Origin of the sequence: Bariatricus sp. HCP28S3_D3, from assembly GCF_052065755.1 — a bacterium.
Taxonomy (GTDB): Bacteria; Bacillota; Clostridia; order Lachnospirales; family Lachnospiraceae; genus Allocoprococcus.
In genome coordinates, this window is the sequence record NZ_JBQHTK010000032.1 from 1 (window position 1) to 16,849 (window position 16,849).

The window sequence follows — 16,849 nt, forward strand, 5'->3', positions numbered from 1 at the left end:
TTTGTAGTGTAGCTTCTTGCAAACTATTTTACAGCACAACGTAGAGAGTTGGAACACTTTCATTACTATTTGTGCCGCCAGCCAAAGGCGGCGGAATGGAGATTAGTATGGAAAATGTATATTATGATATAAATGGGTGTATTTTAAATTAAACACAATAAAAAGCGCCACTCAATCGTCTATAATGATGATTTTGTGGTACTTTTTATAGAGCTAATGAAAATAACTAATCATTCCGGCGACCAAAGGGCGATGGCCGTGTCATAAGCAACGCCCCCACTTAATTGCTTATCCTGCAGTAAAAGACGGACACAGCAGAGAATTCAACTGAAATTTGGCAAATGTGAATGTGTTGTTATATACTATGACGAAATTACAGGATACCAATGTGCTCAACCGCGGCAGAGATTCTGGCATCAACCTTATTTTTGTGTTAGCCGGAAGAACTGGAGTTGTGACAGGTGGAAGACAGGAGGTCATGGAAATGGCAGAATGGAAGAGAAATACAATAGTTAAGGCAAAAGGCCGCATTCCAAAACCGGATCAGAGGATCCTGCGTTCTGTATGTGCAGTATGCCTGCATTCTGGGGAATGATTGTTATTTTGATCGAGGTATATGCGTTGGGTGGAAAGCTTCAGGGGAATATTTTAAGCTATCTGATCATTGCATTGTTTACCGGAGTGGTGTTGTACTCGACTGTTTTACTGGATATCACGAATACATCCTATTTTTCCTGTGTCGTTTTCCTGAGTATTACGGTCATGCATATCACAGACGAAAGCCCGATGCGGTTTGTTTTTAACAGAGTATTGGATACACTAATTGGAGTTGTACTGGCACTGATCGTTAACTCCATACATTTACCAAGGACAAAGAATACGGATATTTTGTTTGTTTCGGGAATTGATGATACGCTTCTTACCGATAAGGAACAGCTGACGCCATACAGTAAGGTGGAACTGAACCGAATGATCGAGCAGGGAGCTAAATTTACCGTATCCACGCTTCGCACGCCGGCGACGGTCAGGGAAAGCTGCAGGGAATCAATTTGAAGCTGCCGATCATTGCGATGGACGGAGCGGTGCTGTATGATATGAATGATAATTCTTTCCTTATGAGTTATGAGATGTCTTATTTGCAGGCGAGAAAGGTTATAGAATTTCTGGAAAATGAGCATATCAGTTATTTTGCAAATGTAGTGATCGATGATGTGCTGGTGATTTACTATAATGAGCTTGGAAACAGGGCAGAACAGGAAATCTATAAACAGATGCGTAAATCACCATACCGGAACTATATGAAACGGCCGCTTCCTGAAAATGAGAATGTAGTATATTTTATGATGATTGAAAAAAAGGAGAGAATTGAGAAATTATATGAAAAAATAAGCACTCAGGAATGGGCGGATGAGTGTAAAATACTGATGTACGATTCAACGGATTATCCAGGGTATGCCTATATTAAGATCTATCATAAAGATGCGACAAGAGAGAATATGCTCCGCAATCTTCTGGCGCTTCTGGATATGGAAAAGACGGTGACATTTGGCAGCATCGAAGGAACCTGTGATGTGTGTGTCGCAGATTCCAACAGGAATCTTATGGTGAAGAAGATGAAACAGTATTTTGAGCCTGTAAAAAGAAAAATGTGAATGCCCCGTAAGGATAGTCGATTGTCATCAGCGAAAACAGGCAATTGCAGAATAAAAAAATAAAAAAATTTCAAAAATCACTTGCATATTAGTACAAGATATGATAATATAATTTTCGGTCACTGCGAAACACAAGCTGGCCGAAAACAGTATGGCTCCGTGGTCAAGCGGTTAAGACATCGCCCTTTCACGGCGGTAACACGGGTTCGATTCCCGTCGGAGTCATTACATTAGCCAAGCATTCAGGGAAAGGTAAATGGCCTTTCGCTTGGTCAGAATGTAAGCCCGGTGTTATCTAAGCGGTGGGTAAATGAGCGTGGACCTTTAGCTCAGCTGGTTAGAGCAATCGGCTCATAACCGATCGGTCCCGGGTTCGAGTCCCTGAAGGTCCACTTTTTAAAAATTTCATATGGCCCGATGGCTCAGTTGGTTAGAGCGCCGCCCTGTCACGGCGGAGGTCGTGGGTTCGAGTCCCATTCGGGTCGCTGACATTTTCAGTGAATGTCTTTTAATTATATATGGGATCATAGCTCAGCTGGGAGAGCATCTGCCTTACAAGCAGAGGGTCATAGGTTCGAGCCCTATTGGTCCCATTTATAGCATTTATATGTTATATGCCGCAGTGGCGGAACTGGCAGACGCCCGGGACTTAAAATCCCGTGGGTAGCGATACCCGTACCGGTTCGATTCCGGTCTGCGGCATTTAATCATTAGCGGAAAGCCTTTATTTTACGGGCTTCCCGCTATTTTTGTCTTGGAAAAGGGGACGAAAAGGTGGATTGTTTTAAATTATCTTGATTTTTCGGATCTGCTCATTATCCTTTTCCTGCAGCTTCTCCGTTACGTGCAGATAGATCTCCCTTGTCACCTTACTGTTCTCATGTCCTAATCTGCGCGATATTGTATAGATATCAACTCCATTCTCAAGAAGCAATGACGCATGAGTGTGTCGGAGCGTGTGAGGTGTAATTCGGCGCCCAAGAGCTTTCTGAGAGGTTTCACGAAGATATTTTTCATAAGCGGAATGGTTAATATGTTTTCCGTTCGTCATGCAGAATAACAGATCTTCATCGTTTGCATATCCATGTTCCATTCTCTGAATCTTCATATACAGTGAGATCTTACGAAGCAGCTTCTCAAGCTCCGGCTGAATGTATACGTCCCTGCAGGAGCACTGCGTTTTGGTCGATGTAGTGATTCGGTTATTGTGATCATAAGTTTTTGTCACATGGATTACAGATTGCTCGAAGTCAATATCCGATGATGTCAACGCTGCAGCTTCGCCGAACCGAAGCCCGGAGAGCGCGAGGAATTCTGTCAGATACTTCCAGTGCCAACACGAACCCATTGCGGAAAGAAGCGTGCGGAGTTCATCGGATTCCAGATATTTGTCCTGGATCTTATTTCTATGTGGAATGTCTGGGAATGGCTTGAACTTATCAAGAAACGATACATCGTGTATATAGTCGTTCTGATATCCCCAACGGATCAGCGCGGAGAAGCGGATCCGGAGCTCATTGAGCGTGCTGGGAGCTTTCCCACTGTCCAGAAACTTCTCCTTGATGTATTGGGCGGTCAGGCGATTCACAAGAACGTCAGAACCAAGTATGTTCTGAATCGTCACACACGCAAAATGGTTTCTGCGATAAGTGGACGGCTTTAATGTACTTCTCTGATATTTTTCGTATTTTGCAACGAGATCGGAGAGCGTGAGGGAATCAACATTTCCCAGGCATCCTTTTTTCTGATTGATTTTCTTCGTAAGCTCTTCGAGAGCAAGGCGTCTCGTAGTCGCTGTATTCTTATCAAGCGTAACACTGACTGTCTTATTCTTGCCTGTGAGAGGGTCCATATACTGCTCCCTGAATTTGTATTTTCCATTTGGTGTGCTTTCAATCCACATAATCATCTTCCTTTCTTTTTGTGCGACGTCGCACGTGGTTTTTGAGTATAAAAATAACAGCCAGAGAACTTCCGTTCTCTTGCATTGGCTGCCCGAAGATGATACAATATATTTGTTCAAGAGCATGTATCTCTTCGGATATATAGCTTATGTAAACCGTTCGGTATTGGCGTACCGGGCGGTTTTTAATTTATTCTAGTGTAATTTTTTGGATATCTTTTTCTCCTGAAATTGAAGTCCAGTCTGAAGCTTCAATTGTCACTTCGCTCATATCGGTAAGCTTATATATTTCACACGCTTCGATCGTTATGCCCTGCTGAATATCTTTTGAGAGATTGTTATATTCCGCATTTTCACCTTCCAAAAATGTGGTTTCGCACTCTATGCCATTTTGGAAACACTGAAAATAAGATGATACAACAGCGCTTGTTGCTTCAGTGCTCTTGTTTGTAAAATTAAAATAGTAAATGAGACATGGATTGCCTTCCCAGTCCTTACCAACTTCATGTCTCGTGTATTCAACTTTAAAAGTATCGCATTCAAAGTTGATTACGCCATCATCCGCAGGAGCTACTTTCTCTTCTTGTTCAGGCTCCTCTTCGCCTGTTTTGGTGTCTTCTGATTCCCCTGTTTCTTCTGTTTTAACTTCTTCTTTTTCTGTTTCTGAAGAACCTCCACAAGCTACCATCGACAGTGCCATTGTTGCAGCTAGCAAAACTGCTAATACTCTCTTTTTCATTTGTTTACCTCTTTCTTTCCACCTTACACTGTTCATATAAACGCATTTGCGATTATATCTAAATTTGCATATCTATATTATATCTGCAGATAATATCCTCATGAAGATATTACTGAGTGAAATTATGTACAATAGAAATCTATCAGTACGGCAAGTATCTCTTATGACCGGAATCCCAAAATCCACAATCAATGATATCATGAATGGGAGAGCACCACGACTGGACACATTGGAGCAGCTGGCATCCGGTCTGAAAGTTCGGATCACAGATCTTTTTGATTCGCCGTACAAATAAGTGTCCGAGATCTCGGACGATTCCATGAACCTCCGTAAGAAATCCGAAAGGAAATTGTTAAACTGGTAGAAGCAAATAGTTATACAAACGCGTGTTCGAAAATATTGTTGATTTTTACAATATATAGTAGTATTATGTAATCAAGGAATTTCGAACGTGTGTTTGCTAATTATCTACCGAACGGAGGTCTTACATATGGATTACAAATCACTTATCATCAATGCTGTTGAAAATATTGATTCAGAATATCTTCTGAAGATAATCTATCGTTTTATACGAGGGCTGTTGGACTAGGATTTCCTAGTCCTTCTTTATGCTCCCCATTGCGATAGCTACTTTTTTGAGTGCTTCCCATCCGTCCTCATCCAGTTTGGAAAGCATTTCTATATAACGTTTTTTGAACGAATCCTCTTTATCTTTAAGAACTCGGCCAATGAACTCGGCGATATATTCTTCTCGAGATAGTTCCATAAATACATCGCCAATTCCATTTCTAAGCCAATTCTCATCAACATTATATTTATCACATAACCCCAGAACAACACGTTCTGTTACGGAAATACGACCAGCTTCTATATTTGCTATATTTGCTCTGGTCAAACCTAAAGGAGATCCAAAGGCCTCTTGAGTCATATGTAATTTCTCTTTCCTTAAATAGCGGACGCGCTCATTTATATTCATTATAGTCACCTCACTTTCTGGTTACATTATACAATAATTGATATGTTTTGTAAAGCACAAAAACAAAAGAAAATAACAATAAAACTATTGACAAACACGTTATAAAGATATAAAATGTGTTTAACAAAACACGAAAGAAAGGAGAGATAGTAAATGTCAGATAAACAAAAAGAGGTTCTTGATAAATTCGGATCAGTGATTGCGACCATGTCAGACGACGATCTGGAACGCGTGCTTCTGATCGGAGAAGGAATGGCAATCATGTCAGATATCAAATCGAAGAAAGATGAAGCAAAAGAGAAAGCGAGGTGATATGTAATGAGAGTTATTACAGAAGTAAGAGGAACGCCGTACATGCCAAGAGCGGTACTTGCTCAGCAGTTCGGAATCAGCAAAAGAACCGTTGATGAGCGGATGAAAGAAATCAAGAAGTCCGACAGATACGATGAACATGCATGCATTAAAGACGGAGGAATTGTACTGATTAATTATCTCGTGTTCCTGGACTACATAGAAAAACGCGAGAGAATCCGGAACGGAATAAAAGTAGAAGACTACGATCCACAAAAGCTTGCAAAGGCGATCGGATGGTACTAGAGGGAGGTGATAACGATGAGCAGAGATAACGAGAGATTGCTTCGGCAGATGGATAGAGAGATTGAAGTCGATGATAAGCTCGATCTGATCGGAGCGATCGGATCGTCGCTGTTTACGGTGGTATTTACATTTGGAATGTTTTTTCTTTGGCTGATGGGAGTGGGTTAAGATGGCAGAGAGAATGAGAACATCTAAGATAGATGCAATAATCGCTGAGCTTGAAAGCTTGGAACGCATCGACGGAGAGTCTGAAACATTTAAGAGGAATGCAATTGCATATCTGCAACTGTTTGCAGATTGTCTGGATGATAGAAATATCAAATCAATTAAAAAGTGCCCTGGAGCGGCGACTCCGGACGGGCACACAGAAATATAACCAAATTAATTGTAAAACGGAATGGAGGAAAAAGCAATGGCAAAATTTTATGTTGACTGGGATAATGTGGAACCGAATCAGATGCCGTCATTAGTCGAAGCGGTGGCTAGATACGCTAGCATGAATAAATACGCGTGTCTCGCAGATGTTTTTGCAATTCTTGGAATCAAAGCATGTGATGAAAATTGTAAGTGCGAAAATCCGAAGGATGATAATCATGTATTAGCAGCAGATATGGAGGGGAAAAAGCAATGATTAAATGTGATTTTGGGAAAGAAACACGTATCAGCGGCAGTACGATACAGATCGCTGCTGAACTGGAAGAGCTGATGCGGGAAATAAGACATGCTCTGTGTAAAACTCTCGGAGAGAGTGATGGCATGGATTTTTATGAAGAGATTATAAGGCTCAGTAAATTGGATGATAGCCAGCGACATGAATTATTTGCAGAGAAAATCTCGAAAGCAGAGCGGGAGAAACCGGAAATGGTGAAAATGGCCAGTGACATCACAGACGAATTGATGTGCAGAATATTCGGCGCAGCGTATAAGGGATAGTCATGTGGTGGAGTGACGAATACATGGATTGGGCGGACCAGGAGCGACTGGTTCGGCAGGAAGTAGACGAAATAGAGCGAAAGATCAGGCAGCGTAAAGCAGAATCATACAGAAAAGCGGAGGATGGAGAATATGAACGAATTAACCCTGAGAATTAATCAGAATCCTGGAAGCATTGAACTTAATTTCGATGAACTGGAAACACAGCTGGATAACAAGCTGGCGGAATACAAAGGCGCTGTATTCACGGAAGATTCAAAGACTTATGCAAAGAAAGAGGTTGCGAACCTCCGGAAGCTGAAAAAGGATATCGACGATGCCAGGAAGGCGGTAAAGAAAAAATGGATGGAGCCTTACGACAGCTTTGACGATAGAATGAAGAAGCTCATGAAGAAAGTGGACGAGCCGATCAACCTGATCAACGAGCAGGTTGAGGAATTTGAGAAAAAGCGTATTGAGAAAAAGCGTGCGGAAATCAAAAAGGCATTCGATGAATTTGTAAGCGAGATTCCGAACTATCAGGAATACATTTCTCTTGAAAAATTCTACAACACGAAATGGGAGAACGCTTCTGTCAATATGAAATCCGTGCGAAGCGAGATGGAGCAGAGCATCAGCAACATTATCACGGCAGTTGATACGATTAAGAGCATGAATTCAGACAAATCAGCGGAAGCTCTGAAGTACTACCTGAATACTGGCAATCTTCCGGAAGCAATTTCGATGATTACCAAATACGAGCAGGATAAAGCCCGAATTCTGAAGGAACAGGAAGAAAAGCGCGCGCGGGAAGAAGAGCGCAGGAAACAGATGGAGCTTGAAAGAATCCGCGCGGAGGAACGTGCGGCTATTGAGAGAGAGGAACGGATCCGCGCTGAGGAGCGCGCCCGCATGGAAAGCGAAGCTTTAAAAGCCAGCATGGAAGAATGTGCAGGATTTGATGATGCGGAGCTTCCCTTTGAACAGCCGAGTACGGTTACAGCTTATTACAAGGTCATAGCGACAGCAGAAGAACTGGAACAGGTTGAGATGGCATTCAACAGTATCGGTATTTATTTTGAGCGGAGGGATGTGTAATGAAAACAATTAAAATCACAACAGACAATGTGGTGTCTATCATTGATGTTAATTTTAATGATTTCCGCAGCATTCAGAACGCCATCGGGGGATACTTCGAGACAGTGAAAACGCAGAAAATGTGGGATTATTTCAAATGTCCGATGATGTTCCTGGCGGATGAAGAAGGACATTTGAAGAAGCTTCCCCCTAATCAGCTTGGAAGTTATTTCTACGACACTGAGCGTCACGGATGGCCGATCGTAGGAGATATCATCCTGGCAGTTCCGGACGGGGAATATATTCTCGGGTTGGAAGATGCGGAAGCGATGAAGATTCAGCTGCTGAATGATTTTGAATTTTTGGAGGAAGAATCTGATGAGTGATGGAATGATACATATCCCAGCGAGAAAGAAGCATCCAGTTGGTGAGCAGATGGTTGTGAAGCTGACGCCAGAAGCATATAACGTTCTGGTTGACATCTACAACGAATCGTGCCTTTCGATGAAACAGATCGCCAGTCTTTTGATCGTGCAGTCTGCAGATCGGGTTGTATATGACAAGGAGGATAATTGTGAATAACGAAGAAAAAAATGTAAGCGCGAATCCTGGTAAAATCTACGCGGCCATTGCGGGCGTGATTGCGGACGTTGGATTTGTAGCGAAGGATAAAATAAATAAGCAGCAGGGGTTTAAGTACCGCAGTGTGGACGATGTGTTTAATGCGCTTCATCCAGCTCTGGCCAAAAACAAAGTATTTATTGTTCCTCGGATACTGGAACGAAATTGCGCTACGGTTGGAAAAACTCAAAAGGGAACAGATATGATAAAAGTCGTTTGCAAGATCAAGTTCACCTTCTTCGCAGAGGACGGATCATCCGTAGAATCTGTGATTGTAGGAGAAGGATTAGATACCGGCGATAAGGCAACAAATAAGGCGATGGCTACCGCATATAAGTATGTGTGCTTCCAGGTGTTCTGTATTCCAACAGAGGAACTGATGGATGATCCGGATGGCGAATCTCAGGAGCTTGAAGAAGGTAATAGACAGAAATCAAAGAAAGAGAAAGAAAAGCCGGCAGAAAAGAAATCTGAGGAAACAAAGAAGCCTGAAGCTCCGAAACAGTCCGGCACAGATACGTCGGAAGATTCAAAAATAACGGAAGCAATGTTAAATACAATTCGCGCGGAGCAGAAGAGAACCGGTGTAACGGATAAACTAATTCTAGGAGTAAAAACCATTTCTGCAAAAGACATTGAATCGCTCACTGTGAGAGAATTTAAAATCGCAATGTCGAAGCTTGAAAAGACTCCGGACTTAGTGAGAGGAGATGGAAAGAATGAATAGTGTGCAGCTTGTTGGAAGATTCACAAAAGATCCAGACGTAAGGTACACGGACGGAGGTATGACTATTGCGAGATTTTCGCTTGCGGTAGACCGGCGCTTTAAAAGCGATAACGGCCCGACTGCAGACTTCCCGAATCTGGTAGCGTTTGGAAAGACCGCTGAATTTATCGAAAAGTATTTCCGTAAGGGGATGCGCATCGGTATCCAGGGGCGGATCCAGACCGGATCTTATACGAATAATGATGGGAACAAGGTCTATACGACGGATGTAGTTGTGGAAAACTGCGAATTTGTGGAAAGCAAAGGATCTCAGAATAATGCATCCGGAGATGATTCAGGAGGATTTAATAATTGCGATCCGGCAGATAATGATGGGTTTATGAGTATCCCCGACGATATCGATGAGGAGCTTACGTTTAACTAGGAGTGAGCGAGCATGATAATTCAGATAGATAGCAGAGAAAAGGCGAGAGCGATCAAGAAGATTGTTGAAGAATTTGACCGGCAGGGAATCCGGCATCCGGTCAGTAAGTTGATGGTCGGCGATTACATGAACTATGACAACCCGAGACTGATTGTTGATCGTAAGCAGAATCTCTCTGAGCTCTGTTCGAATGTCTGCCAGGATCATGAACGCTTCCGGAACGAGCTTGTGAAAGCGCAGGAAAACGAGATACAGCTGATCATCCTTGTTGAGCACGGGAAAGAAGTAAGGCGCCTGGAAGATGTGATCTGGTGGGAGAATCCCAGGCGCTGGAAACGCAGGAAGAACCCGGATACCGGAAAATGGGAAGAGATTGAAACAAAAGCCATGACCGGAGAGACGCTTTACAAAATATTGAAGACGCAGGAACGGAAGTACGGAGTTAAATTTATGTTCTGCGAAAAAAAAGATACCGGAAAAGAGATTATACGGATTTTGAAGGAGGGGGGGGGGGTAAATGACCAGTGAGGAAATTAAGGCAGAATACTCGATGAGAGATATTTTGATCAAATGCGGGCTTTCGCAGCCGAATCGCAAGGGGTTCATTTCCTGCCCTTTTCACAAGGAAAAAACGGCATCAATGAAAATCTACGAAAAGGACTACAACTGCTTCGGATGCGGTGCGAATGGAGATATATTCACTTTCATTCAGCAGTTTTATGGAATACCTTTCAGAGAAGCGTTTTTGATGCTTGGCGGAACTTATGAGCATGAGAAAGCGAAGGATCGGTTTGCTATCTACCATGCAAAAAAAGCGCAGGAGATGCGGAAGAAGCAGGAAGAAAAGGATCGCATGAAGCGGAAGCTAAATAACGATCTGATTGACATATACAGAGATTGGATAGCGAAATCAGATCCGCTATCGCAGACTTGGTGCGATTGCTACAATGCCCTGCAAATCGAGCTGTATCATCATGAAATTTTGAACGAAAAGAGGACGGGAAGTTGAAACCATTAATTGAATACGATAAAGACAGTATCTTGTCGGAAGAAGTGTTCTCTGAAATATTTGAACAGGAAGACGAGATCATGAAAGCCCGGATGCTCCTATCGTTCGAGGATCGCGCAAAGGATCTCGGGGTTAAACAGAAGTTCGAGCATCTGTTTAAGGCATATAAGAAAACGGACGCAGAAATGCGAAAAAATAAAGCTACAAGTCGCTCACTTGTAGATAGCTGGACGAACTTTTCAGGGCCTTACGAAAACATGAAATGCGGAGCCTGGATCGCTGATGATAATGGAATACAGACATTCAATAAGGATTATTCGAACGAAGTCGTAGTTTGCTATCATCCGATTCTTCCGATCAAAAGGACAAAGAATCTGGAAACCGGAGAGGAACAGATTGTGATCGCATATAAGAGAAATCATACATGGAGAGAAATCACAGTACCGAAAGACCTTGTTTCTTCTTCGAATAAGATTGTATCACTATCCAAACTTGGTATATCCGTTACATCGGAGAATGCGAAGCTCCTGGTCAAGTATCTGTCAGATGTGGAAAACATGAATGATGATGATATCCCAGTACAGCTTTCAAGCTCGAAATTGGGATGGATAAACGGAGGCTTTCTGCCATACAGCACGGACATCATATTTGACGGCGATATGCGATTTAAACAGGTGTATGAAAGCGTGAGGGAGCATGGGAACTGGAAGATCTGGCAAAATCACATTGCGCAGCTCCGGAGAAGAGGGCGCGTGGAAGTGAAATTTATGCTTGCTGCATCTTTCGCAAGTGTTATCGTGAGTATACTGGGAGCTCTTCCATTTATTGTAGATCTTTGGGGAGAGACCGAAGGCGGTAAAACAGTGTCGCTTATGGTGGCTGCATCGGTCTGGGCGAATCCGGATGAATCGGCGTACATAGGAGATTTCAAAACTACAGAGGTCGCCCTGGAAGCAAAAGCGGATATGCTGAATCATCTGCCCATGATGCTCGATGATACCAGTAAGACAAGTAGCCGTGTGCGTGATAATTTCGAAGGCGTTGTGTACGATTTGTGTTCTGGGAAAGGGAAAAGCCGATCTAACAAAGAGCTTGGAATGAACCGGGAGAACCGCTGGAAGAATGTGATACTTACAAATGGGGAACGTCCGCTTAACTCTTACGTGTCTCAAGGCGGAGCGATTAACCGAATCCTTGAGGTTGAATGCAAGGACAATGTATTTGCTGATCCTCAGGAAACCGCAGATGTCGTGAAGAAGAATTATGGACTTGCAGGAAAACGGTTTGTTGAAGCAGTGCAAAAGCTCGGAAAAGAAGAAATCCACCGAATACAGAAGGATTTTCAGAAGCAGATCCACGATGATGAAGCAATGCAAAAGCAGAGCATCGCACTATCTGTGCTTCTTACAGCCGACAAAATCGCAACAGAGTATCTGTTTCATGATAAGCAGTATATCACGATTGATGAAGCAAAAACGGTTCTGATCAACAGGAATGATCTATCGGACAACGAACGGTGCTACCGGTACTTGATGGATAAGATCGCAATGAATCCGCAGCGCTTCAAGTCCGATTCGACTGTAGAGCGATGGGGCGTTCTGACAGATGATTATGCGATCCTATATGTGCAAGCATTCAATGATCTGTGCAAATCCGGAGGTTTTTCTGACAAGGCGTTTCTGTCTTGGGCTGATAGAAATGGACTTTTACAGACGCAGGGCGGTAAATTTACGAAGCAAAAAAAGATAGACGGCAAAAACAGTAAGTGCATTTTTATTAAAATGGATGATGAAAAAGATGCTGATGGATTTGAACCGGCGGACGTATACGATCAGGAAGAATTGCCGTTCAAATAGGGTAACTGGTAACCGAGGTAACCGGGTAACCCGCGAAATTCTATATATACATGTGTGTGTGGGTGTGTGTAAGTGACACACACAGAAAAACTTTTCTATAAGGAAATTGGTGGTTACCTTGGTTACCATGATTCAAAAACCGCTGAAAACGTTGAAAATACGCGGTTTTTAAGGTAACCGGAGCGAGGTTACCGCAACGAAATTTCGGTTACTTTTAAGCAATTTTGGGTTACTTTCAAGGAGAAAATACAATGGAAGAGCGAATCAGTGGAATATATAACGATTGCTGGAAGGCATATAAACAGTATTTGAACGATCACGATATGGGAAAATTTAACCTGCATTGTGAGAATTTGATTAAAAAGTATGATGGCCAATCAGACATCGAAGGATTGGTGTTCTGGTGGGCGGGAAGAGTGCAGGGACTACATGATGCGTATACCAGAAACGGGAGGAGATGAAATTATGGACGAAATCATGGAAGAAAATAAATGGTGGCTCATCATAGATTACGATACGACAAAGCGTATCATCCGGGCAGATCTGGCGAACATGCAGCGGAGCTTCATCGACATTGGATGTCAGCTGATGCAGGTGCGTGATCGGGAACTCTACAAGGACGGCGGATATGATAGCGTGTGGGCTTTTGCAGAGCAGGAGTTTGGTATTCAGCGATCGACTGCATCGCGCTGGATGAAGATGTGTCAGAAGTTCTCGGTGGATGGATCCAGTCCGGTACTGAAGGACGAATACAAGGACTTCGGGAAGAGCCAGTTACAGGAAATGTTATACCTGGAAGATGAACAGCTGGAAGAAGTCACACCAGGCATGACGGTGAAAGAAATCCGGGATCTGCGTAAACCGGAAAAAGTAGAAGAAGAGCCAGTATCGATACTGGGATATCCTCTGCGAGTATACCCGGAAGGGAGCCTGATCAGCACTCCGGGATGTGGAAAATGCGATTGTTTTTCATGTCACCGTGGTGGATGTGAAATCAGACAGGTAGATTGTTATTGCGTAGAAGCTCCGATGGGAAATCCATTTCCATGTACGACTTTGAACGTAGTAGAGAATATAAGACAGGAAGTTGGAAATAAGTGCCAGTTTGTAAACGAAGATCTGGCATTCCACCGGGCGGGAGATGGGAAACCGGTTCCATGTTGTAAGAAGTGTGATCATCCTTGTGGGTATGAGTGCAGGAGATCCATAGCAGCAAGGCACGAGGCGGCGAAGAGAAATATTTGCGACGTCGCACGTGATGAATCGATCAATGAAAAGCACGGAACGGCAATTGATGAGCTTAACTTAAGCGTTAGAACCTATAATGTACTGAAAAGAGCAGGAGTGGAGACGATTGAAGAAATTCAGAGTATGCCAGACACTGATTTGGCAATGATTCGAAATTTCTCGCGGAAATGCATGGATGAAGTACATAGTAAACTTGAAGAATATGCGAGAAACAACTCTGAAAAGCCTTTGTGCGACGTCGCACATGAATACGAAGAACAGATCACGGGACAAATGAACGTGGAAGATTATCCGGAGCTTCTGCCAGATCAGGATAAAACTGATATCGATATCAACAACGTTGAGGACAATGATGTTATCAAACAACAAGAAAATGTTATCAATCAGCCTGAATTCGTGACGAAAGATGATGAAACTGTGATTGATGCAGAGTACAAAGAAATCGCTGACGAAAATACGGAAGCTGATGAGATATGCTGCCAGGAATCAGCGGATCTGGACAAGCTTACCTTCTCTCAGATCGCAATCCGGGATTACCTTGAAGAAGAGGAACAAACACTTGCAGAGTATGAAAAGGTGAATTCCGAGGATGGAGGTCTTCCGCTCAATCTGATGATGAGACAGCGGATGCTCGTAAAGGCACTCAGGCTTTTGTTAGAAAGCGAAGCAGAGCTGGAAGAGGGCGATGAGCTGGAAGAGCAGGAAGAACCTGCACCAGTACAGCCAGATCTGCCAGTGATGCGAAATAACGACCAGCGCAAAGAATGGATTAAGAATTACAAAGACTGGGGACTATGGTACCGGGACGAGAATATCGATGTGAATTATTACAAGTATGATTTCTCAGATGGCAGCCGTCTGGTAGTGGCGGAATATCCACGAAGAAGGATGTGCTGGAAAGCAAATGAGTTTGAAGATGAGCATCACTATCACCTGCTTGATAAACACAGAAAATTTTACGGTACCGATAAAACGTTCGAACATCAGTATGTGCACAGCACGGACAGCGAAACGTCCTTGATAGAATTTTTGAAGAACTTGCAGAAGGGAGAGAAAAAGTAATGTTAGTTGAAAAGAGCGTTAAAGAAGCGTTGATGGATTATGCAAAAGGCAGAAAAGTAGTTGTGCTGCAGTGTTCCGAAGACGGGAAGATGGATGCAAATCTGTTATCCGATTTTCTGGAATACGATAATAATAAGTATCTGGTCGATGTGCCGGCAGTTATAAATCCGGAATTTGAAGCATCTGTGCAGGACATGATGAAAGGCTCGGAAGTGATTACGCCAGCCGAAGAGGATGCAAATGAAGAGCCGGCGGAATCAGAAGCGGATGAACCTGAATCTGCGAATGATGAGGACGGGGAGGAAAATCAGCTCCCCCCCCCCAACAGCGCCGGAACTGGAAAAAGAAGAGATAGTTCCGGCGAAAAACAGCAAGAAAAAAGAATATGATCCGGAAGTGCTGAGAAGGTATGTGATTGATGGAAAGTCCAACAAAGAGATCGCCGAACTGATGGAAGTCAGTGTGGGGACAATAAAAAACTGGGTGTATGAAAGTGGTATCACCGGCTTTCGGACGCGTGGAGGAGTAAGAAAAGAACCGCAGCGCGGATATGGATATAATTCCGATCGGCATCTGTGCCGGTCCTGTCGGTACCGTGATGGATTGGCGACAGCAAGAGGCGGATGTAATTATCTTGCTATCGTTGGCCACAGCAGAGGATGTAGTGTTGAGAACTGCAATGTGTACGAAAAAGGTAAAAAAGCAACGAAGAAAGAAGCAATGCGTTTGCGCGAGGTGTAAGAATGGGATGGGCAGACAAAGAACTTAAGAAGCATAAAATACGCAAGCTGGTCGAACAGGCGATGAGAGATCCGAAGTACGAAGAAGAGAGAAAGGAGATGTTTTACGATTACTATGTGAGGTCACTCAACGCATTTCTTCTGATCAGCGTGGACTTCATGCATAGGAAGCTTGGTTTTGGCCAGAAACGGATTATGAAGTTTTTGGAATTTGCGCTGGCTCAGATGCAATTCGTGCAGGAAGATGAGGATTATTTCCGGCTGATGAACGAAGAGCTTGAAAAAGAAGTTGGCATTAATGTGCTGGGCGAATTGACGAAAGGAGAAAAACATGATGGAAAGACTAACAGCTTGGAGTAATTATGGAGCATATTTCCCGAAATGCTATGAAGAGCCGTGTGATGGAAACGGGACAGAAAATGATTGTGACAACTGCGGTTTTATGGATGATGTATGCCGGAAATTGGCGCAGTATGAAGATATTGGCACGCTGGAAGAAGTCCGGGAAGCTGTTGAGAAACAGAAACCTAAAAAAGTAGTTATTGAGCGTTGGTCTCCGTCAATATGCCCGAGATGCGGAAACGAATTATCTGAAAATCTTGGAGATGGATATTACGAACATCCTGTTTTCTTGGAAAGATGTCCTAATCCGGATTGCGCGCAGAGATTAGATTGGAGTGAGGAAGAATGAAAGCATCATGCATCGAATACGCAAAGCACTGCATCGGGCTCGATAATAAAGAGCCCTGCAGGCGCTACAGCAAATTATATTATCGTCCGTATCGGAACTACTACGATGCAAGACGAGAAGACTGTGAGATCTGGAATGTGATGGTAGCGGCAGGATATGCCGAAGCAGGTGAGAAAGACAAACACGGCGGAAGAATGTACAAGATGACGAGAGAAGGTCTTACCTGGCTTGGAAAGAAGCTTGGGATTGTGATTCATGACATGGAGGAATAGCAGATGATTGATGAGAAGAAGCTGATTGAAGATATTGAGAAAGAAATCGAATTTGCAATGAAATGTAATATGCCGGCAATGGTTGCAGGCATGCGTCAGATTGCAAGTGTAATTGAGGAACAGCCGAAAATCGGCGAATGGATTCCATGCAGTGAGCGTTTTCCGGAAGAGAACGGAACATATATTGTGAATGCTATTGAAAATCATATAGTTCATGTTACTTTTGCAAAATGGATGCCAAGAATGAAAAGGTGGAATTTGTCTGGAAATAGATCTTACTGGAAAGTAACAGCCTGGATGCCGCTCCCAAAGCCGTACCGGCCAGAAGAGGAGAGTGAGTAGA

Annotated in this window: 30 protein-coding genes and 5 tRNA genes; 32 read left to right on the forward strand and 3 right to left on the reverse strand. The window is 43.3% G+C overall.

Going from position 1 to position 16,849, the window contains the following annotated elements:
* Positions 1-364 precede the first annotated feature (364 nt).
* The 8 genes from ACTNB3_RS14615 (at position 365) to ACTNB3_RS14650 (ending at position 2,354) form a co-directional block, all read left to right on the forward strand.
* Entirely contained in the window at positions 365-595 is a 231-nt protein-coding gene (locus ACTNB3_RS14615; protein WP_427820808.1) for a hypothetical protein, read from the forward strand.
* On the forward strand, positions 592-1,053 hold the full coding sequence (locus ACTNB3_RS14620) for an HAD hydrolase family protein (protein ID WP_441026520.1): 462 nt from the start codon (positions 592-594) through the stop codon (positions 1,051-1,053). Before ACTNB3_RS14615 ends, ACTNB3_RS14620 begins: the two co-directional genes overlap by 4 nt.
* Positions 1,050-1,652, forward strand: a complete 603-nt coding sequence (locus ACTNB3_RS14625) for an HAD hydrolase family protein (protein ID WP_441026522.1) — start codon at positions 1,050-1,052, stop codon at positions 1,650-1,652. The genes ACTNB3_RS14620 and ACTNB3_RS14625 overlap by 4 nt, the downstream gene beginning before the upstream one ends.
* A gap of 153 nt (positions 1,653-1,805) precedes the next feature.
* Positions 1,806-1,877, forward strand: a tRNA-Glu gene (locus tag ACTNB3_RS14630).
* Positions 1,878-1,970: 93 nt separating this feature from the next.
* Positions 1,971-2,044 (forward strand) — tRNA-Ile (locus tag ACTNB3_RS14635).
* Between the two features lie 19 nt (positions 2,045-2,063).
* Positions 2,064-2,137 (forward strand) — tRNA-Asp (locus ACTNB3_RS14640).
* Positions 2,138-2,172: 35 nt separating this feature from the next.
* A tRNA-Val gene (locus tag ACTNB3_RS14645) sits at positions 2,173-2,245 on the forward strand.
* 23 nt (positions 2,246-2,268) lie between these two features.
* Positions 2,269-2,354 (forward strand) — tRNA-Leu (locus ACTNB3_RS14650).
* A gap of 82 nt (positions 2,355-2,436) precedes the next feature.
* Here the strand turns inward: ACTNB3_RS14650 and ACTNB3_RS14655 are convergent.
* Both ACTNB3_RS14655 and ACTNB3_RS14660 read right to left on the reverse strand, forming a co-directional pair.
* On the reverse strand, positions 2,437-3,555 hold the full coding sequence (locus ACTNB3_RS14655; RefSeq protein WP_441026524.1) for a tyrosine-type recombinase/integrase: 1,119 nt from the start codon (positions 3,553-3,555) through the stop codon (positions 2,437-2,439).
* A 190-nt stretch (positions 3,556-3,745) separates the two neighbouring features.
* Entirely contained in the window at positions 3,746-4,294 is a 549-nt protein-coding gene (locus tag ACTNB3_RS14660; protein ID WP_441026526.1) for a DUF5067 domain-containing protein, read from the reverse strand.
* A gap of 100 nt (positions 4,295-4,394) precedes the next feature.
* Here ACTNB3_RS14660 and ACTNB3_RS14665 point away from each other — a divergent pair, with 100 nt between their 5' ends.
* Entirely contained in the window at positions 4,395-4,589 is a 195-nt protein-coding gene (locus tag ACTNB3_RS14665) for a helix-turn-helix domain-containing protein (RefSeq protein WP_441026528.1), read from the forward strand.
* Between the two features lie 300 nt (positions 4,590-4,889).
* On the opposite strand, the gene ACTNB3_RS14670 is transcribed toward ACTNB3_RS14665, so the two are convergent.
* The gene (locus ACTNB3_RS14670) at positions 4,890-5,270 is read right to left on the reverse strand and encodes a helix-turn-helix domain-containing protein (RefSeq protein WP_441026530.1); all 381 of its coding nucleotides are present in this window, start codon (positions 5,268-5,270) and stop codon (positions 4,890-4,892) included.
* Between the two features lie 153 nt (positions 5,271-5,423).
* On the opposite strand from ACTNB3_RS14670, the gene ACTNB3_RS14675 reads away from it, so the two are divergent.
* From ACTNB3_RS14675 to ACTNB3_RS14785, 23 genes are all read left to right on the forward strand, one after another.
* Positions 5,424-5,582 carry a hypothetical protein gene (locus tag ACTNB3_RS14675; protein ID WP_441026532.1) on the forward strand — a complete coding sequence of 53 codons (159 nt, stop codon included), beginning with the start codon at positions 5,424-5,426 and terminating at the stop codon, positions 5,580-5,582.
* Positions 5,583-5,588: 6 nt separating this feature from the next.
* Complete coding sequence (locus ACTNB3_RS14680) at positions 5,589-5,867, forward strand: hypothetical protein (protein WP_441026534.1); 279 nt, start codon at positions 5,589-5,591, stop codon at positions 5,865-5,867.
* A gap of 15 nt (positions 5,868-5,882) precedes the next feature.
* Positions 5,883-6,035: a hypothetical protein gene (locus tag ACTNB3_RS14685; protein WP_441026536.1), complete on the forward strand. Its 153-nt coding sequence runs from the start codon at positions 5,883-5,885 to the stop codon at positions 6,033-6,035.
* 1 nt (position 6,036) lies between these two features.
* A complete protein-coding gene (locus tag ACTNB3_RS14690; RefSeq protein ID WP_441026538.1) occupies positions 6,037-6,243 on the forward strand; it encodes a hypothetical protein in 207 nt (68 codons plus the stop codon).
* A 36-nt stretch (positions 6,244-6,279) separates the two neighbouring features.
* Positions 6,280-6,498: a hypothetical protein gene (locus ACTNB3_RS14695; protein WP_441026540.1), complete on the forward strand. Its 219-nt coding sequence runs from the start codon at positions 6,280-6,282 to the stop codon at positions 6,496-6,498.
* Entirely contained in the window at positions 6,495-6,800 is a 306-nt protein-coding gene (locus ACTNB3_RS14700) for a hypothetical protein (RefSeq protein WP_441026542.1), read from the forward strand. Before ACTNB3_RS14695 ends, ACTNB3_RS14700 begins: the two co-directional genes overlap by 4 nt.
* 23 nt (positions 6,801-6,823) lie before the next feature.
* Positions 6,824-6,958, forward strand: a complete 135-nt coding sequence (locus ACTNB3_RS14705; RefSeq protein WP_441026544.1) for a hypothetical protein — start codon at positions 6,824-6,826, stop codon at positions 6,956-6,958.
* Positions 6,933-7,877 carry a DUF1351 domain-containing protein gene (locus ACTNB3_RS14710; RefSeq protein WP_441026546.1) on the forward strand — a complete coding sequence of 315 codons (945 nt, stop codon included), beginning with the start codon at positions 6,933-6,935 and terminating at the stop codon, positions 7,875-7,877. The genes ACTNB3_RS14705 and ACTNB3_RS14710 overlap by 26 nt, the downstream gene beginning before the upstream one ends.
* Positions 7,877-8,242 (forward strand): DUF3846 domain-containing protein, encoded by a 366-nt coding sequence (locus ACTNB3_RS14715; protein WP_441026548.1) that lies wholly within the window; start codon positions 7,877-7,879, stop codon positions 8,240-8,242. The genes ACTNB3_RS14710 and ACTNB3_RS14715 overlap by 1 nt, the downstream gene beginning before the upstream one ends.
* Positions 8,235-8,438, forward strand: coding sequence for a hypothetical protein (locus ACTNB3_RS14720; protein WP_441026550.1), 204 nt, complete (start codon positions 8,235-8,237; stop codon positions 8,436-8,438). The genes ACTNB3_RS14715 and ACTNB3_RS14720 overlap by 8 nt, the downstream gene beginning before the upstream one ends.
* Entirely contained in the window at positions 8,431-9,204 is a 774-nt protein-coding gene (locus ACTNB3_RS14725) for an ERF family protein (protein WP_441026552.1), read from the forward strand. Before ACTNB3_RS14720 ends, ACTNB3_RS14725 begins: the two co-directional genes overlap by 8 nt.
* Entirely contained in the window at positions 9,197-9,628 is a 432-nt protein-coding gene (locus tag ACTNB3_RS14730; protein ID WP_441026554.1) for a single-stranded DNA-binding protein, read from the forward strand. Before ACTNB3_RS14725 ends, ACTNB3_RS14730 begins: the two co-directional genes overlap by 8 nt.
* A gap of 12 nt (positions 9,629-9,640) precedes the next feature.
* Entirely contained in the window at positions 9,641-10,156 is a 516-nt protein-coding gene (locus ACTNB3_RS14735; RefSeq protein WP_441026556.1) for an ERCC4 domain-containing protein, read from the forward strand.
* A complete protein-coding gene (locus ACTNB3_RS14740; protein WP_441026558.1) occupies positions 10,146-10,637 on the forward strand; it encodes a CHC2 zinc finger domain-containing protein in 492 nt (163 codons plus the stop codon). Before ACTNB3_RS14735 ends, ACTNB3_RS14740 begins: the two co-directional genes overlap by 11 nt.
* Positions 10,634-12,493, forward strand: coding sequence for a DUF927 domain-containing protein (locus ACTNB3_RS14745; protein ID WP_441026560.1), 1,860 nt, complete (start codon positions 10,634-10,636; stop codon positions 12,491-12,493). Before ACTNB3_RS14740 ends, ACTNB3_RS14745 begins: the two co-directional genes overlap by 4 nt.
* Before the next feature lie 251 nt (positions 12,494-12,744).
* Positions 12,745-12,954, forward strand: coding sequence for a hypothetical protein (locus tag ACTNB3_RS14750; protein ID WP_441026562.1), 210 nt, complete (start codon positions 12,745-12,747; stop codon positions 12,952-12,954).
* Positions 12,955-12,958: 4 nt separating this feature from the next.
* Positions 12,959-14,803 (forward strand): DNA-directed RNA polymerase subunit alpha C-terminal domain-containing protein, encoded by a 1,845-nt coding sequence (locus tag ACTNB3_RS14755; protein ID WP_441026564.1) that lies wholly within the window; start codon positions 12,959-12,961, stop codon positions 14,801-14,803.
* Complete coding sequence (locus ACTNB3_RS14760) at positions 14,803-15,192, forward strand: hypothetical protein (protein WP_441026566.1); 390 nt, start codon at positions 14,803-14,805, stop codon at positions 15,190-15,192. The genes ACTNB3_RS14755 and ACTNB3_RS14760 overlap by 1 nt, the downstream gene beginning before the upstream one ends.
* Positions 15,092-15,544, forward strand: a complete 453-nt coding sequence (locus ACTNB3_RS14765; RefSeq protein ID WP_441026614.1) for an RNA polymerase sigma factor — start codon at positions 15,092-15,094, stop codon at positions 15,542-15,544. The genes ACTNB3_RS14760 and ACTNB3_RS14765 overlap by 101 nt, the downstream gene beginning before the upstream one ends.
* Positions 15,545-15,546: 2 nt before the next feature.
* Positions 15,547-15,903, forward strand: a complete 357-nt coding sequence (locus tag ACTNB3_RS14770; RefSeq protein ID WP_441026568.1) for a hypothetical protein — start codon at positions 15,547-15,549, stop codon at positions 15,901-15,903.
* The gene (locus ACTNB3_RS14775) at positions 15,875-16,234 is read left to right on the forward strand and encodes a hypothetical protein (RefSeq protein WP_441026570.1); all 360 of its coding nucleotides are present in this window, start codon (positions 15,875-15,877) and stop codon (positions 16,232-16,234) included. The genes ACTNB3_RS14770 and ACTNB3_RS14775 overlap by 29 nt, the downstream gene beginning before the upstream one ends.
* A complete protein-coding gene (locus tag ACTNB3_RS14780; protein ID WP_441026572.1) occupies positions 16,231-16,506 on the forward strand; it encodes a hypothetical protein in 276 nt (91 codons plus the stop codon). The genes ACTNB3_RS14775 and ACTNB3_RS14780 overlap by 4 nt, the downstream gene beginning before the upstream one ends.
* Positions 16,507-16,509: 3 nt before the next feature.
* Positions 16,510-16,848 (forward strand): DUF551 domain-containing protein, encoded by a 339-nt coding sequence (locus tag ACTNB3_RS14785; protein ID WP_441026574.1) that lies wholly within the window; start codon positions 16,510-16,512, stop codon positions 16,846-16,848.
* The last annotated feature ends 1 nt before the right edge of the window (position 16,849 follow it).

What these genes read in the sequence shown, in the direction of transcription:
- ACTNB3_RS14720 (WP_441026550.1), top strand. Translation starts at nt 8,235, where the DNA reads ATGAGTGATGGAATGATACATATCCCAGCGAGAAAGAAGCATCCAGTT.
- ACTNB3_RS14695 (WP_441026540.1), top strand. Translation starts at nt 6,280, where the DNA reads ATGGCAAAATTTTATGTTGACTGGGATAATGTGGAACCGAATCAGATG.
- ACTNB3_RS14765 (WP_441026614.1), top strand. Translation starts at nt 15,092, where the DNA reads ATGAGGACGGGGAGGAAAATCAGCTCCCCCCCCCCAACAGCGCCGGAA.
- ACTNB3_RS14735 (WP_441026556.1), top strand. Translation starts at nt 9,641, where the DNA reads ATGATAATTCAGATAGATAGCAGAGAAAAGGCGAGAGCGATCAAGAAG.
- ACTNB3_RS14705 (WP_441026544.1), top strand. Translation starts at nt 6,824, where the DNA reads ATGGATTGGGCGGACCAGGAGCGACTGGTTCGGCAGGAAGTAGACGAA.
- ACTNB3_RS14620 (WP_441026520.1), top strand. Translation starts at nt 592, where the DNA reads ATGATTGTTATTTTGATCGAGGTATATGCGTTGGGTGGAAAGCTTCAG.
- ACTNB3_RS14665 (WP_441026528.1), top strand. Translation starts at nt 4,395, where the DNA reads ATGAAGATATTACTGAGTGAAATTATGTACAATAGAAATCTATCAGTA.
- ACTNB3_RS14715 (WP_441026548.1), top strand. Translation starts at nt 7,877, where the DNA reads ATGAAAACAATTAAAATCACAACAGACAATGTGGTGTCTATCATTGAT.
- ACTNB3_RS14775 (WP_441026570.1), top strand. Translation starts at nt 15,875, where the DNA reads ATGATGGAAAGACTAACAGCTTGGAGTAATTATGGAGCATATTTCCCG.
- ACTNB3_RS14690 (WP_441026538.1), top strand. Translation starts at nt 6,037, where the DNA reads ATGGCAGAGAGAATGAGAACATCTAAGATAGATGCAATAATCGCTGAG.
- ACTNB3_RS14710 (WP_441026546.1), top strand. Translation starts at nt 6,933, where the DNA reads ATGAACGAATTAACCCTGAGAATTAATCAGAATCCTGGAAGCATTGAA.
- ACTNB3_RS14675 (WP_441026532.1), top strand. Translation starts at nt 5,424, where the DNA reads ATGTCAGATAAACAAAAAGAGGTTCTTGATAAATTCGGATCAGTGATT.
- ACTNB3_RS14730 (WP_441026554.1), top strand. Translation starts at nt 9,197, where the DNA reads ATGAATAGTGTGCAGCTTGTTGGAAGATTCACAAAAGATCCAGACGTA.
- ACTNB3_RS14680 (WP_441026534.1), top strand. Translation starts at nt 5,589, where the DNA reads ATGAGAGTTATTACAGAAGTAAGAGGAACGCCGTACATGCCAAGAGCG.
- ACTNB3_RS14660 (WP_441026526.1), bottom strand. Translation starts at nt 4,294, where the DNA reads ATGAAAAAGAGAGTATTAGCAGTTTTGCTAGCTGCAACAATGGCACTG.
- ACTNB3_RS14615 (WP_427820808.1), top strand. Translation starts at nt 365, where the DNA reads ATGACGAAATTACAGGATACCAATGTGCTCAACCGCGGCAGAGATTCT.
- ACTNB3_RS14700 (WP_441026542.1), top strand. Translation starts at nt 6,495, where the DNA reads ATGATTAAATGTGATTTTGGGAAAGAAACACGTATCAGCGGCAGTACG.
- ACTNB3_RS14780 (WP_441026572.1), top strand. Translation starts at nt 16,231, where the DNA reads ATGAAAGCATCATGCATCGAATACGCAAAGCACTGCATCGGGCTCGAT.
- ACTNB3_RS14785 (WP_441026574.1), top strand. Translation starts at nt 16,510, where the DNA reads ATGATTGATGAGAAGAAGCTGATTGAAGATATTGAGAAAGAAATCGAA.
- ACTNB3_RS14760 (WP_441026566.1), top strand. Translation starts at nt 14,803, where the DNA reads ATGTTAGTTGAAAAGAGCGTTAAAGAAGCGTTGATGGATTATGCAAAA.
- ACTNB3_RS14655 (WP_441026524.1), bottom strand. Translation starts at nt 3,555, where the DNA reads ATGTGGATTGAAAGCACACCAAATGGAAAATACAAATTCAGGGAGCAG.
- ACTNB3_RS14750 (WP_441026562.1), top strand. Translation starts at nt 12,745, where the DNA reads ATGGAAGAGCGAATCAGTGGAATATATAACGATTGCTGGAAGGCATAT.
- ACTNB3_RS14770 (WP_441026568.1), top strand. Translation starts at nt 15,547, where the DNA reads ATGGGATGGGCAGACAAAGAACTTAAGAAGCATAAAATACGCAAGCTG.
- ACTNB3_RS14755 (WP_441026564.1), top strand. Translation starts at nt 12,959, where the DNA reads ATGGACGAAATCATGGAAGAAAATAAATGGTGGCTCATCATAGATTAC.
- ACTNB3_RS14670 (WP_441026530.1), bottom strand. Translation starts at nt 5,270, where the DNA reads ATGAATATAAATGAGCGCGTCCGCTATTTAAGGAAAGAGAAATTACAT.
- ACTNB3_RS14740 (WP_441026558.1), top strand. Translation starts at nt 10,146, where the DNA reads ATGACCAGTGAGGAAATTAAGGCAGAATACTCGATGAGAGATATTTTG.
- ACTNB3_RS14685 (WP_441026536.1), top strand. Translation starts at nt 5,883, where the DNA reads ATGAGCAGAGATAACGAGAGATTGCTTCGGCAGATGGATAGAGAGATT.